Below are 14,043 nucleotides of genomic sequence, written 5' to 3' on the forward strand. Positions count from 1 at the left end.
AGTCCTAGTTTGGTTGAATTACCGATCTAATTGCTTTAATAAAGCGAATAATGCAATTCACCATTCTTCGACTTGGTTACTACAATATCGATCAGCATTCCCTTAACAGCTTCCAGTACTGCTTTCTTTTGCGAATTCTCCATGCTATTTAACCATGCAAACCTAATTTCCAGGTCAGCCGCAAGGATCTTCGCATCTGCATAAAAACCCCTGTCAATCAAGGTTTCTAGAACTACCTTTTCTCCAGTCAAGATTTGGGCGGTCTTATTGAGAACACCATTGATGTTTTCTTCCCGATCCCATGCACGAGAGTGAAACTGCCACAAACAACGTTCTTGAATTAATTTTGTGACTTCCGCAGCTCGCTCTTGAATGTATGACGCGATTTCCTTAGCTTGCACTTGAACTTGTGGTGCAACTTCCTTAGCTTGTGGTTGAACCTGTGGTGCAACTTCCTTAGCTTGCGGTTGAACCTGTGGTGCGGCTGCCTTAGCTTGTGGTTGAACCTGTACAGCTTCCTTAGCTGGCTTTTGAACCTGTGGTGCAACTTCCTTAGCTTGTGGTTGAACCTGTACAGCTTCCTTAGCTGGCTGTTTAACCTGTGAAGTGGCTTCCTTAACTTGCTGTTGAACTAAAGAAACGACTTGTTCAGATACCTCTTTGGTTGCTTTACCGTTGCCATTACCATTGGTACTTGGCAGATTTTGCTCACCACGGATGTCATCTTTAGCGAGTTTCATCAGAGGAGAATAAATGGCATTGTACATATCCCGTGCCATATTCACCGCACCTTCAAAACCCATATAAGGGCCATTGTGGTAGCCATGACCATTCACATAAGGCAAATGCAACTTCTTCACCAATGCACCCACCCGTGGCCCAGTCAACACCAAATCCGGCTTGACCATCTCCAGCACTTCAAAGAACTCAAGTTCATTACCATCATCAATATAGATAGTCCCTTCTTCACCTCTGGCAATGACCTTTTCAAAATCCTCTTGGTGTCCAAACTTGGACGACATCGCCACCACTTTCATCCCCAAATCGTCTTCTAGCGCCTTTGTCCAGTGCCACAAACGTGGGCCTCCTGTCCAGATACAGACCTTTTTACCAGTCAAGCGCTCCTTATACCAAGCCAACTTCGACTCATATTTAGCGACTTCTTCAGCAATCACCGCTTCGGCTCTATCTTCAATCCCAAAGAAAGCCCCGATTTTGCGTAACCCTTCCTTAGCATAGTCAAAACCCCAAGTATCCACATCAATCCGGGGAATGCCGTATTTTTTCTTTAACTCATTGGCAATATATCCCGCAGACCGCGCACAGTTGGTAACGTTCAACTGCGCTCTGTGCATCCCACGCAATGAGTCATAAGTACCATTGCCGGTAAAATGGGCGATAATTTGCACACCCATTTTTTCCATATATCTTTCAAGGACAAAGGTATCTCCTTGAATGTTGTAGTCACCAATCACATTAATTGTGTATGGGCTGGTAATTTCTGGCTCATAGGTTCCTACTTTGTCAGTCATCCAACCCATGTTAAATACGTGGTGTCCTTTGGATTGACTTACACCAGCAAAACCGGGACACTCAACGGTGAAGATATCGACATCACCAAGTTCTTTTTCGACTTCTTTGACTACAGGCTTAATATCATCGCCAATCAAAGCAGTAGAGCAGGTGGTGTATACCATCATCCGCTTAATGTCAGGAAATTCGGCAAAGGCTTCAAGCATCGCTTTTTTAAGCAGCTTTTCACCACCGAAGACAACGTGCTGTTCCTTCATGTCTGATGACCAGACATATTTAAGTTGGAAGTTGCCGTTGTCGCTGGGATAGCGTTTGGTGTGCCATGTATCATAAGCACAGCCTACAGGCCCATGTATCAACTGGATAGTGTCTTTGAGGACACCACCAATTACTAGCTTTGCACCACAATAGCTGCATCCGCGTTCTGATAATGAGCCAGGAATGGTTTCGACGTGGGCGCTAGGGAGAAATTGGGTTGTATCTTCTCCTTTTTCTTTTATATATATGTGCTTCTCCCGTTCAGGGATGGTTTCGTCGCACTTAAACAACTTCATTGGCATGGCTGATTGCTCCTTGTGCAATAGCTGATAAGAAGACAGATTCTTCTATATCTTGATTTTTGTCAGAAACTTCTTTGAGTTCCTTGATTTCAAAATCCTATCAATCTTTTTAATTAATAATAGTAAATCTTGTAACAATTAGCGGAATTAATATTGCAAAATGGAAATAAAACCAGTTTAAAATAGACAGTTCTGTCTAGATTTTAAGCAGCCGCAATCCTCTTATATATAAGACTTTTTACAACGAAAATAGACAGACTATTCTAACTATATATAAGAACGTTAATGATTTAATTGCTATCCTGATTTTAGATATCTCAATTGGATAAATCGGTGATAATTGCTCAAATCAAAACAATAGGACAAACACAATTGTTTGCTTTTAAGCTTTCTAGCTGATGAGTAATTGTAACCACGAATACTGTTTGTAAATTAATTCCTCAGCGCAAGTAAATTGGCCAGATGTATGATATTCTTTATTTATAGGGAATCTAAATCGCTAAAGCACAAAGGATCTCCAAGCACTTGCGCTCTAGTGAAGAAGCCAAATCCCATAAGTTAACCAATTGTTTGATGAACTGATGGTCTTGCTCCACAAGTCTCTGGAGGATTGTGGAAGTACTTGATCGGTAGCAGTTCCAAAGTTCGGGGGGACTTTGGTTTGCTTGCAGTTCATCAATCACTTTTGGGATAAACCCTTTATTCTCTACAGATAGTTTTTTCTTAAGTCCTTAGAAAGAATCGAAGTTAAAGAATAGAACAAGCAATAGATAACAGCCCTAATTCATGAAAAATTAGATCCCCGACTTCTCAAAGAAGTCGGGGATCTGGACAACGCCAATTTCCATAAATCACATAAAATTTCTATAGATTAAACACTCTGATCTTTACAATGAATCAAAGGATAGTTAAGAGTGTTTTCTAATTTCCAATTTTTGTTATATTCACACTGTCACTTCAAAAAGATAGTCAAGATTCAGGTTTGAACCATTGTGAAATTGAGAATAGTTTTGTCATTATTATTTATCAAGCATTGAAAAATTAAACGTTATTCAAGGATGTGATCTAAATGACTAAAGCGAAAACAACCCGTAAATCTGTTCGTGATCGCATCCTAAGTACAGCATCAGGTTTGTTCTATCGAGAGGGAATTCGCAATGTCGGTATTGACAGAATCATTGCGGAATCTGGCGTTGCTAAAATGTCGCTCTACAATCATTTCAAGTCAAAGGATGCATTGATTGAAGCGTGGCTGCGACAACAGGATGTAGAATGGTGCCAATGGCTCAAAACCACCATTGAGCAAGGAGCTTCTAACCCATCCCAACAACTATTGGCAATATTTGATGCCTTACGGGAATGGTTTGAAGGCCCAGATTTCCGAGGTTGTGCATTCATTAATGCTTCAGTGGAACTAGCTAATGCTGACCATCCTGGACATCGAGTTGCGTTGGAGCATCAACAATCGATCTACAACTACATCAAGAGCCTAGCTCAAGCCGCAGAAGTTTCATCACCGGAACAGTTGGCCAGACAACTGATTCTTTTAGTGCAAGGTGCGATCGTGGTGGCGATGATGGAAGGAAGTTGGTCAACCGCTTCACAGGCGAAAAAAGTGGCGGCAACGCTAATCCAGACTGCATCAAAATCTGGCGTTACTGAAACAGTGCTGAGTGCTGAGTAAAAAAGTCTATGATACGATTTAATTTGACATACTCCCCGCCCTAAAAGGGACGGGGATTCTAGGCTCAAACAGCAATTGCAGGCACAGCCCGTCTTACATCGCCTAACCCAACAGTTGATGCCCCAACTGCACAAATATTCTTAGCTGCGTTCTCGTCCCTCCCATTCACTGACTCACAGGATGGACAGCGCCACTCTCTTGTAGACAAATCCAGCTTTTCTAGAACGTGTCCACAATTAGAACAAGTCTTGCTAGACGGATACCATCGATCTATAAATATGACCTGCTTGCCTTTATTTTTAGCAATCCACTCTAGAATTTGCAGAAATTCCCCAAAGGCTAGGTCGGAGATTTTTCGTCCCCAAAGACGTTGCATTCCCTTAAGATTGAGTGTTTCAAAACATAGCACATCAAACTTATTGGTTAAGTTGTGTGCTAACTTCCAAAACCAATCACGTCTGGCATTGCAAATATCCTCATGCTTGCGTACTAAATTCTTTCTAGCCCGTTCTCGGTTGGATGACCCTTTTAGCTTTTTGGAATGTTGTTTACTCGCTTTCTTAATGGTGTTGAGAGACTGTTTCAGAAATTGAGGAGATTCAATATTGGAGCCGTCAGAACAAGTGAGGAATGTCTTTAAGCCAAAATCAAATCCCGCTATTCTACTAGTCGTGAATTTGATTTCTGGTTCAGGTACATCGTCAACCACGACAACCATAAACAATTCACCCAACGGTGTGCGTTTAATGGTTAGAGTTTTGATCGTCCCCTCTATCTCCCTAGATTTCCAAAACTGATATACTTTGCTCCCAACCTTAACTCGATTACCACCTAGTAACTTGTATCCTGCTTGCTTTAGAGTGAATGATTTATACTTCTTGACCTTCTTGAATCCCGGCGGTTTAACTCCTTTTTTGCTGTGTTTAAAAAACAACTGGTAGGCTTTCTCAATGCGCTGGCATATATCTTGTACCGCTTGAGAACCAACCGACTGCCAAAACTCTTTGCGCTTACGAAGTTTTGCAACATGAGCTTGAAGTTTGGCACAATTCAAGTGTTTTCCCCACATTTGGTAGTAGCGTTTGTGGAGAGCAATACAATGGTTGTAGATTACTCCAGCAGCATTGATTGACCGCTTGAGAAATCTATTCCGCTTGTGTTGATATAACTTGAACTTTAGTGTTTTCATGCTAAGATTGTACCATAAATAGACGGCATTATGACGGCATGAAGAAATTAACTGTGCGATGTTCTGATGAAGAATATAAGATCCTGTTGGAATATTGTACCCAAACAGACCGCACACAAAATGATGTATTGAGAGAAATAATTCGGAAATTAAATAAAAGCCGTCCTTTATGACGGGGCTTTAAACCCATTTTTTCGGTAAAAAATCACACTGCAACTAAATTCGGAGCAGTCAGCGATGAGAATTCATTACTTACAACATCCTGTTTTTGCTTCATGTCAATACGGTGAGATCAAAATCGTGAAGACGACAGGTGAATATCATGCAATCCCACGCACCAGCCCTCGCAGAACAAGCTAAAACCTGGAAGTTTCTAGAACTCTGGGTTGATCCAGTTCTTTTTCCACCTAAGATTCTCATGTTAATTGGCGATCGAGATGGCACTTGTCGTATTTTTAACCCTGCATCTGACTATAAACTTATAGTCACTCACTCTAACTATCAAGCCGCCCAAGAATGGCTTCTTGAAGATGAATATGAACGAGTCAAGGGACAACTTTTGGCTGAAGAAGTTCTCTAATTATAGGCTTCAACTCTTGCAGAAACGCTGCATAACATTTGGTTGACAAAACATGATTTCTGTGAATTCATCTGTGCAATCAGTTTTCTTACTTTCATGCCGACAAACGACTCTGAATTGCAAATCTGAGCTTCGGAGAATCCTGGATGCGATCGCCTTCACACCCTTTGAGCAATGCCAGCCTTTGAGCCGCGAATTTGCCAACATTCCTGCTCGTCCTGGTATCTATGCAATCAGACACAAAACTGATGGGTTGCTTTATATTAGACATCTGGTGAAAATGAATGTAGAGACGTAGCACTGCTACGTCTCTACAAGGACTCTGGATAACGCATATTTAATTTCTGGAGATGTCTATTGGTAAAACTAAGAGTTTACGGGGTCGCTACGCTAACGCGCTGGAGTGTGGTTTTGCCAATCAGAGGCATTTTTTCTAAACAAAATGTGCATCTTGGGGATTGAATGCCAGCTTAATTATTTCATGAGGATATACATTGCCGAATATATGATTTCGAGGCACTCTGGCAATTAAAGTTTGTTCTCCCACCTTAACCCAAATACTACAAATCCCAATACCATTTAAAACCCGTTCTACTAGCCCTTCAATAATTACTGACGAAGGTTTATGCAATATTGAAGAACTGGCATCGAAAATATTGAAAGTATCGCCAGATAAACAACATGAAGTAATTGGCTTGGTGATTTCCCCAGGATATAAAAACTCTATGCCGTTTGCAAGTTTGATAAAACTTCCACGGCTACTCCGTTCTACCTGACACGGAATAATATTATCTATCCCTACCAATCTGGCAAGTTGCTCGTTAGCTGGTCGGCGGATGATGGTTTCCAAGTTATCATCTTGGACAATACAGCCATCAAATAAAGCGATCGCACGATCAGCAAAATGCAGGATATCTGTAAAATTATGACTGACTAATATGACTGCTGAACCCCTATCTTGGGCTAATTGTCTAATTTTCTCAATCATCTGGGGACGTATTCCCACATCTAAAGAGGCAGAAGGCTCATCCAACAGCAGCAATTCAGAATCAGCAACTAAACCGCAGGCAATACAAACTCGTTTCGCTTCACCACCAGACAGAGAACGCGCTGACTGATTTGCCAGGTGTTCACAGCCAAAAGCTGTAAGTGCAGTATGTACCCTTTGCTTAATCTTGTGTGTTGGTGTGCCGCGAAACTTTAATACCTTGGCAACATTATTAAAAACAGTGTCATCTAGTAGTAAAGTTTCCTGAAAGACCAAAGCCGAACGACGACGCAACAATGTTTTATTGGCATTGGGGACATCCTCTCCAAATAATTGCATCTCACCACGGTAAGGTTGCAAGAGATTGATTGTTCTTAACAGAGTGCTTTTACCAGCGCCATTGGGGCCAAGCACAGCAACCAGTTCCCCAGGACGGACTGTAAAATTTCCAATTGACAGGATATTTTTACGTGTTTTGCTATCAACGCTCACCTGTCGCATATTCAGGACATACTCGTTAGTATTCATAAAATTTTCTTGTCATGTTGTAGGATAGTCAGCAACACGATCACGGTGTAGGTGATGATCAGAAGAATGTATGCGATCGCCATTGCCACATCGTAATTTCCTTTCCCTACCTCCGTAACGATCGCTGTAGTCAGGACTCTAGTCTGCCCCTTGATATTGCCGCCCACCATCATGGATGCGCCAACTTCCGAGATGACGCGACCAAAACCAGCCATAATTGCAGCCATTAACCCCAAGCGTGCTTCCTTGATTAGCAACCAGTTGGCTTGCCACTGTGTCGCCCCCATTGATAACAGTCGCCAGCGTAGCTTCGGATTAATACTGATAATTGCCGCAAAACTGAAGCCAGCTACAATTGGAAAAGCAATGATGGTTTGGGCGACGATCATAGCTGTGGGTGTATAAATCAAATCAAGATTTCCTAACGGCCCAGATCGCCACAAAAATATACTGACGAATAAACCGACTACGACAGGTGGCAATCCCATACCGAAGTTAATCAAACTAGTGAGAGTCTGCTTGCCGACGAAATCCACTAATGCTAGCCACAGTCCTAATGGTAGTCCCAGTAAAACGCTAATAGCTGTAGCTGTTCCAGATACGAACAATGTCATTGTCATTACCTGGAAAACGTCACTATCGCCACTGGTTAATAGCTCAAGAGCTTTCACAGCCCCTTCGATGATTGTATTCACAGTTTATTACCCTGACAATCTGATTGCTGCTGTCAAACGCCAGATATCTATACTCAGAGAAGTAGGAGAATATGCGAGATTCGTTGAGGTTGTCTGTCTAAATGCTACACATCTGCTGCGAGATGCGATGTCGAAGGGAAAGCAGACAGATCCTCGTTTGTGGTTAGAACTGCAATAGCTTGCAACACAAGAACACTTGCAAGAATTACCCGACTTTGGGTGCAAATACGAAAATCATCACCAAAATCTCCCTCGCGCCATCTTTGAGTAGATGGCGTTTGTAAAAAAAGATTTGGGTGTACCTCAGTTGCTTAAGGATTCGTTATGGTAATTTATTTCCAGGCTTCCTCTGAGTGTTGATCATAATCATTGTAAGCATTCACCAGACCCTTGAGAACTTCGGCTGTAGTCTCAAAAAGAGCCTGAGCCTTTGGCTCTTCGATTTTGGTGATATCTTCACGCAAGTGTGTGATTAGATCGTTCAACTGATCTTTGATTTTCGCTGTATGGTGGTGTGGGTCGGTTTTGGACAAGTTTTGTTGGGTTGTCATGAGCTTACTCCTGGTATAGAAAAGAATAGTTTCTATTCTGTCCAATTGTAACAATTTTTTGGCTCATTGTGTGATATAGAAGTTTCTTTAAAATCCATAATCTTTCTCCGTTTTACCGGCATCAACATAAAATAGTGGTTGTTTGAACTCTTTTTTCCCGTGGGCTGCAATTATTGTCTGTCCTTCAGGAGACAAGACAAAATTAATAAACGCTTTAGCTCCTGTACTATTCACTCTGGGAAATTTTTTTGAGTTCACCTCCATCACATGGTAGAGATTTAACAGTTTCTTATCTCCTTGCACCAGTATTGGCAAAGACAGGTTTTTCTGCTGAAATATGTAGGTTGCTCGATCTGCTAAGGTATATCCCAGTTTTTGATTAGCAATTTGCAAAGTTTCCCCCATCCCTGAACCTGTTTGCTGATACCAACTGCCATATGGTGTGATGTTTGCCTGTTTCCATAAATCTTTTTCTAGTTTGTTAGTACCTGAGTCATCACCCCGCGATACAAACAATGCTTGATTTTTGGCAATCAGACTGAATGCTTCCACAGCATTCTTTTTCCCTCTAATCTTTGCCTTATCTGCATCTGGCCCGACAATCACAAAGTCATTGTGCATTACCAAGTGGCGATTAATTACCGCACCACCTGACAAAACTTTGCGTTCAGCTTTCGGTGAATTGACGAATAGCGCGTCAACCTCACCTTTTTCAGCCAGAGCCAAAGCCTGTCCGGTACCGACTGCAACCTTTTTCAGCCTATATCCTGTTTTCTTTTCAATCGCCGGAACTAAATCATCTAGCAGCCCGCTATCCTCAATGCTAGTTGTCATCGCCACGATCACATCTTTCTTGACTGGGGACTGTCCAAGAGTTGGCTCTTGGTTGACTAGGGTACTACCAAAACTGATGCAAAGAATCGCCAGGAAACTTACCACACACCCATCGCGCACAGTTCGATGATTGATCATTGCACTCTCCTACCAATTTGTCTGCCAATATTTTTTACTATGGCAAGTAAACCTTACATTGGGAAGTATAAGCAAGATTGAGTAGGAAATCAACCATTTATGTTGTTTTCCAGACAATTTTTATGATGAGAAGGATTCTTGACCAAAGAGGCAGGGGAGCAGTTCTTGCTGGATGTATGGCCTGCTAAAAGCCCCTTGTCCTCTTCAATGACAAGATGCTGAGATGATTCACTCTTCGGAATTAGCTTTTACAGTAACTAATAAGAGGATATTTAGGAGATTACTAATTCATGCCTAATGAGCATCCCTTGCAGGAACAATAGTAGGATTGACAGTAGTTAAAGATAGTTTTTGTTACTGAGGGATGATGTAAATATCAGAAAATTTTTCTAATATTTGGAAAGCTACTTATTTTTAAATTCCAATTATGCAAGAGTATGATGTTGTGCTGATCGGTGCTGGACATAATGGGCTAGTTTGTGCAGCTTATTTACTAAAAGCTGGTTATAGCGTTCTGTTACTAGAAAAACGTCCTGTTCCAGGTGGTGCAGCAACAACTGAAGAGTGTTTACCTGAAGAAGCCCCTGGATTTAAATTTAATTTGTGTGCTATTGACCATGAATTTATTCACTTAGGGCCAGTTGTTGAAGAATTAGAATTAGAAAAATACGGCTTGCATTATTTGGAGTGCGATCCAGTTGTTTTCTGTCCTCATCCTGACGGCAAGTATTTCTTAGGACATAAGTCGGTGGAAAAAACTTGTGCCGAAATTGCTCGTTACAATGAACGTGATGCCAGAAAATATGCAGAATTTGTAGACTTTTGGCAGCGATCGCTAGGTGCAATGATTCCGATGTTTAATGCATCACCAAAGTCAATTATAGACATCCTTGGTAACTACGACATCACCAAACTGAAAGATTTATTTTCGGTTATTGGTTCTCCAAACAAAACGCTGGACTTTATTCGCACGATGCTAACCAGCGCTGAAGATTTACTTAACGAGTGGTTTGATGAGGAATTTATAAAAGCACCACTAGCCAGGCTAGCATCAGAACTTGGTGCGCCGCCATCACAAAAAACCCTTGCCATTGGTGCAATTATGATGGCAATGCGTCATAATCCTGGGATGGCTAGACCTCGCGGCGGCACTGGCGCACTTGTGCAAGCTTTGGTGAATTTAGTCACAAGTAAAGGTGGCGTTATTCTCACAGATCAGCACGTTGAAAAAGTTTTAATTGATGATGGCAAAGCTGTAGGTGTACGGGTTGCTGGAGGTAAAGAGTATCGCGCTAAATATGGGGTTATTTCTAATATTGATGCCAAGCGATTATTTTTACAAATGACTGATAAAAGCGATGTTGATGCAGCCGATCCAAATCTATGGGAGAGATTAGAACGCCGCATCGTTAATAACAACGAAACTATCCTTAAAATAGATTTGGCTTTAGATGAACCATTGCGCTTTCCATACCACGCCCACAAAGATGAATATCTCGTCGGTTCTATCTTAATTGCAGATTCCGTAGCTCATGTAGAACAGGCTCATAGCAAATGTACCTTGGGAGAGATTCCTGATGCTGACCCATCAATGTATTTGGTAATGCCTAGTTATTTAGATCCCACATTAGCACCATCAGGCAAGCACACCCTATGGATTGAGTTTTTTGCCCCTTATCAAATTGCTGGTGCAGAAGGCACTGGTTTAAAAGGTACTGGTTGGACTGATGAATTGAAAAACAAAGTTGCAGATAGGGTGATTGATAAGTTGGCAGACTATGCACCAAATGTCAAGAATGCAACTATTGCCCGTCGTGTAGAAAGTCCAGCAGAACTAGGAGAAAGATTAGGTGCATATAAAGGCAATTATTACCATGTTGACATGACTCTAGATCAGATGATCTTTTTCCGCCCCTTGCCAGAAATAGCGAACTACAAAACGCCAATTGATAATCTATTTTTAACTGGTGCCGGTACTCATCCAGGTGGTTCGATTTCGGGAATGCCGGGACGCAATTGTGCGCGTGTATTTTTGCAGGCAAAACATCCCATTAGCCAAACTTTAAAGGATGCGCGAGATTCGATTAAGTCAACTGTTGAGTCAGTTTTTGGTATCAATTAAACCTTGCAAAAATAGAGCCTATTATCTTCTATTTTTTGCCTTTATGTCTTGGTACTGAAAATATGATTTTGGTATTACAAAGACATGAAGGCAAGCTATTGCACCTACAAATTGCATTTTACAGCTATTTTCAGGTAAATAGACCACGCGCTAGGGGCACAGCATTGCTGTGCCCTTAGAGGACTTTTGAAAAGTATTAGGCGAATAGAATTCGTTACTACACAAACCAAGTCCACCTCCGTGGAAAGCATGAAAAATCAAGAGTTTTTAACCCACGGAGGTGGGTAAAGTCTCGTGTAGCCGCAATTTCTAATCGCCAGGGCTAGTAATAAATTAGACTTTTCAAACAACCTCTTACGACAGATGTGGTTCAAATACATGAAAACTGCTCTAAGCTGCATATTTTCAATCGCGAGAAAGACACAAAGACAGAATTTGAATAATGATTAGCTTAGATAATTGCTTGATACAATAAAGCAAATAACAGCCTTTTATCCTAAAAAGCTACTACGATCGCACCCTTGTTAATTAAAGGGAAATACTACATATACGAGTGCGATGTCTATGACGAGCTATGCTTACGCAACGTATGCAGCAACACAAATTATCGTTTTTTGACTGAAAATAGAACCTAAGCGATTGCTTTGTGTGTATCTAATATGATAATGTAATATACGCTTGATTTTAATAAAAATCTCTGCATCCTCAACAAAGCTCTTTCTCAAAATATAAGTAAATTAATGGCTAAAAAATAGTGTATTTTGATAATACTCAAAAAACAAACAGATTTTAACATCATTTAATAAGTTTTGTAGGTACAGCATGGTTTTTCGGCACTGCTTCGTTGCATCTAACATGATAGTTTTCTTAGCATTTGGTTGTAGTAGTGGGGCAAATTCATCGATAGAAAATACTACACAATTTGTTCAAGAAAGTAATGTAACCCAACTTTTCATAGAAGCGAAGGCTACGCAAAAAGCAGAAGATTTCTTTCATCAAGGCAATCATTTATTAGATGGACAACTTTATGAAGATGCCATAAAAGCTTATGACAAAGCGATCGCCATCAAAGTTGAGAATCCTGAAGCTTGGATTAACCGTGGCATAGCCTTAACATCGTTGCAACGCTACAAAGATGCTCTTGTATCTTACGACAAAGCGATCGCCATCAAACCCGACAAATATGAAGCCTGGTATAATCGTGGCATCGCCCTAACATCGTTGCACCGCTACCAAGATGCTCTTGCATCCTATGATAGAGCGATCGCTACCAAACCTAACAAATATGAAGCCTTAATTAACCGAGGCATAGCTCTGACAAAGCTGCACCGCTACGAAGATGCGATCGCATCTTATAATAGAGCGATTGCCATCAAGCCGGATTTGCACCAAGCATATTACAACAAAGCTTGCTCTTATGCTTTAGAAAGTAATCTGGAATTAGCAATTGAGAACCTAGACAAAGCAATCAAGCTTCTTCCTGATAAATATAAGAAATTAGCTAAAACTGACCCCGACTTTAGCAAAGTGCGTAGTGAAAAGCAGTTTCAGAAATTGCTACAATAGTATTTTATTACCACCACTCAGTGTAGAATATAAGCTTAACAAGATTTTTTTCGTGATGCTAGCGGTTTACGATTAGACATGAAAAAATTGTTAATCACCGGAGCAAGTGGTTTTTTAGGATGGCATCTTTGCCAGCTTGCCAAACCAGAATGGGAGATTTATGGCACTTATTTATCCCATCCCTTAGAAATTCCTGACATGAAAATGTTAAAAGCAAACTTAACAAATTTTCAGGAATTGAAACGCATATTTAATGATGTCAAACCAAGCGCAGTTATTCATACTGCTGCACATTCGCAACCAAATTTTTGTCAAACCAACCCCCAAGAATCGCACGCAATTAATGTTATAGCATCCTGCAATATTGCCGGACTGTGTGCAGACAATTCTATTCCTTGTGCTTTTACCTCAACCGACTTAGTTTTTGATGGCTTAAATGCCCCATATCAAGAAACAGATGCCGTGTGCCCTGTCAATCTTTACGGTGAGCAAAAGGCGATCGCAGAAGCAGATATGCTAGAAAGGTATCCCATGACCGCTGTGTGTCGAATGCCATTAATGTTTGGTGCGGCAACACCGACAGCTAAAAGCTTTATTCAGCCATTTATTCAGACTTTACAAGCCGAAGAAGAACTAAGTTTATTTATAGATGAATTTCGCACACCAGTAAGTGGAACAACTGCTGCCAAAGGACTTTTATTAGCATTAGAAAAAGTTAACGGCATCATTCACTTAGGTGGCAAAGAGCGGATTTCGCGTTATGATTTTGGACAGATATTAGTGGAAGTATTTCAGCTTCCCACTACCGGACTTAAATCCTGCCGACAACAAGATGTGAAAATGGCAGCACCTAGACCAGCAGATGTTTCTTTGGATAGTTCCAAAGCATTTGCATTGGGGTATCAGCCTTTATCTGTAAAGGAAGAATTAGAGGATGTTTGTAAAGTCTTAATTCATACTAGCCCTGGCGAATAGAATTCGCGGCTATACAGAGAAAACCCACGCAGGTGGGTTTTAAACCCTTGATTTTCTCTTAGTCCACAGAGGTGGACTTTGCTTGTGTAGCCGCGAATTA

13 protein-coding genes are annotated in these 14,043 nt (G+C 41.1%); 7 read left to right on the forward strand and 6 right to left on the reverse strand.

Going from position 1 to position 14,043, the window contains the following annotated elements:
* Window positions 1-35: 35 nt before the first annotated feature.
* Window positions 36-2,093 carry a nitrogenase vanadium-iron protein, alpha chain gene (gene vnfD / locus V7K67_RS28330; protein WP_335169381.1) on the reverse strand — a complete coding sequence of 686 codons (2,058 nt, stop codon included), beginning with the start codon at window positions 2,091-2,093 and terminating at the stop codon, window positions 36-38.
* 1,069 nt (window positions 2,094-3,162) lie between these two features.
* On the opposite strand from vnfD, the gene V7K67_RS28335 reads away from it, so the two are divergent.
* Entirely contained in the window at window positions 3,163-3,777 is a 615-nt protein-coding gene (locus tag V7K67_RS28335; protein ID WP_334731476.1) for a TetR/AcrR family transcriptional regulator, read from the forward strand.
* Window positions 3,778-3,841: 64 nt separating this feature from the next.
* Here V7K67_RS28335 and V7K67_RS28340 read toward each other — a convergent pair whose 3' ends face one another.
* On the reverse strand, window positions 3,842-4,966 hold the full coding sequence (locus tag V7K67_RS28340) for an RNA-guided endonuclease InsQ/TnpB family protein (protein ID WP_335169383.1): 1,125 nt from the start codon (window positions 4,964-4,966) through the stop codon (window positions 3,842-3,844).
* A 322-nt stretch (window positions 4,967-5,288) separates the two neighbouring features.
* On the opposite strand from V7K67_RS28340, the gene V7K67_RS28345 reads away from it, so the two are divergent.
* Both V7K67_RS28345 and V7K67_RS28350 read left to right on the forward strand, forming a co-directional pair.
* A complete protein-coding gene (locus V7K67_RS28345; RefSeq protein WP_335058266.1) occupies window positions 5,289-5,546 on the forward strand; it encodes a hypothetical protein in 258 nt (85 codons plus the stop codon).
* 61 nt (window positions 5,547-5,607) lie between these two features.
* On the forward strand, window positions 5,608-5,844 hold the full coding sequence (locus V7K67_RS28350; protein ID WP_335169385.1) for a hypothetical protein: 237 nt from the start codon (window positions 5,608-5,610) through the stop codon (window positions 5,842-5,844).
* 135 nt (window positions 5,845-5,979) lie between these two features.
* Here V7K67_RS28350 and V7K67_RS28355 read toward each other — a convergent pair whose 3' ends face one another.
* Together V7K67_RS28355 and V7K67_RS28360 are read right to left on the reverse strand one after the other, a co-directional pair.
* On the reverse strand, window positions 5,980-7,062 hold the full coding sequence (locus V7K67_RS28355) for an energy-coupling factor ABC transporter ATP-binding protein (RefSeq protein WP_334731478.1): 1,083 nt from the start codon (window positions 7,060-7,062) through the stop codon (window positions 5,980-5,982).
* Entirely contained in the window at window positions 7,059-7,757 is a 699-nt protein-coding gene (locus V7K67_RS28360; protein WP_334710670.1) for an ABC transporter permease, read from the reverse strand. Before V7K67_RS28360 ends, V7K67_RS28355 begins: the two co-directional genes overlap by 4 nt.
* On the opposite strand from V7K67_RS28360, the gene V7K67_RS28365 reads away from it, so the two are divergent.
* Window positions 7,744-7,935 carry a hypothetical protein gene (locus V7K67_RS28365; protein ID WP_334710671.1) on the forward strand — a complete coding sequence of 64 codons (192 nt, stop codon included), beginning with the start codon at window positions 7,744-7,746 and terminating at the stop codon, window positions 7,933-7,935. The two genes, V7K67_RS28360 and V7K67_RS28365, sit on opposite strands and share 14 nt — an antisense overlap.
* 154 nt (window positions 7,936-8,089) lie before the next feature.
* On the opposite strand, the gene V7K67_RS28370 is transcribed toward V7K67_RS28365, so the two are convergent.
* Both V7K67_RS28370 and V7K67_RS28375 read right to left on the reverse strand, forming a co-directional pair.
* Entirely contained in the window at window positions 8,090-8,308 is a 219-nt protein-coding gene (locus V7K67_RS28370; protein WP_334710672.1) for a hypothetical protein, read from the reverse strand.
* An 87-nt stretch (window positions 8,309-8,395) separates the two neighbouring features.
* Window positions 8,396-9,280, reverse strand: coding sequence for a substrate-binding domain-containing protein (locus V7K67_RS28375; RefSeq protein ID WP_335169388.1), 885 nt, complete (start codon window positions 9,278-9,280; stop codon window positions 8,396-8,398).
* A 427-nt stretch (window positions 9,281-9,707) separates the two neighbouring features.
* Between V7K67_RS28375 and crtO the strand changes: the two genes are divergently transcribed.
* The 3 genes from crtO to V7K67_RS28390 all read left to right on the forward strand — a co-directional run bounded on the left by crtO (window position 9,708) and on the right by V7K67_RS28390 (window position 13,943).
* On the forward strand, window positions 9,708-11,402 hold the full coding sequence (crtO, locus tag V7K67_RS28380) for a beta-carotene ketolase CrtO (protein ID WP_335169390.1): 1,695 nt from the start codon (window positions 9,708-9,710) through the stop codon (window positions 11,400-11,402).
* An 822-nt stretch (window positions 11,403-12,224) separates the two neighbouring features.
* Window positions 12,225-12,968, forward strand: coding sequence for a tetratricopeptide repeat protein (locus V7K67_RS28385; protein ID WP_334731481.1), 744 nt, complete (start codon window positions 12,225-12,227; stop codon window positions 12,966-12,968).
* 78 nt (window positions 12,969-13,046) lie between these two features.
* Window positions 13,047-13,943, forward strand: a complete 897-nt coding sequence (locus tag V7K67_RS28390; protein ID WP_334731482.1) for an SDR family oxidoreductase — start codon at window positions 13,047-13,049, stop codon at window positions 13,941-13,943.
* The last annotated feature ends 100 nt before the right edge of the window (window positions 13,944-14,043 follow it).

It is taken from the genome of Nostoc sp. (genome assembly GCF_036917155.1).
Classification (GTDB): Bacteria; Cyanobacteriota; Cyanobacteriia; order Cyanobacteriales; family Nostocaceae; genus Nostoc.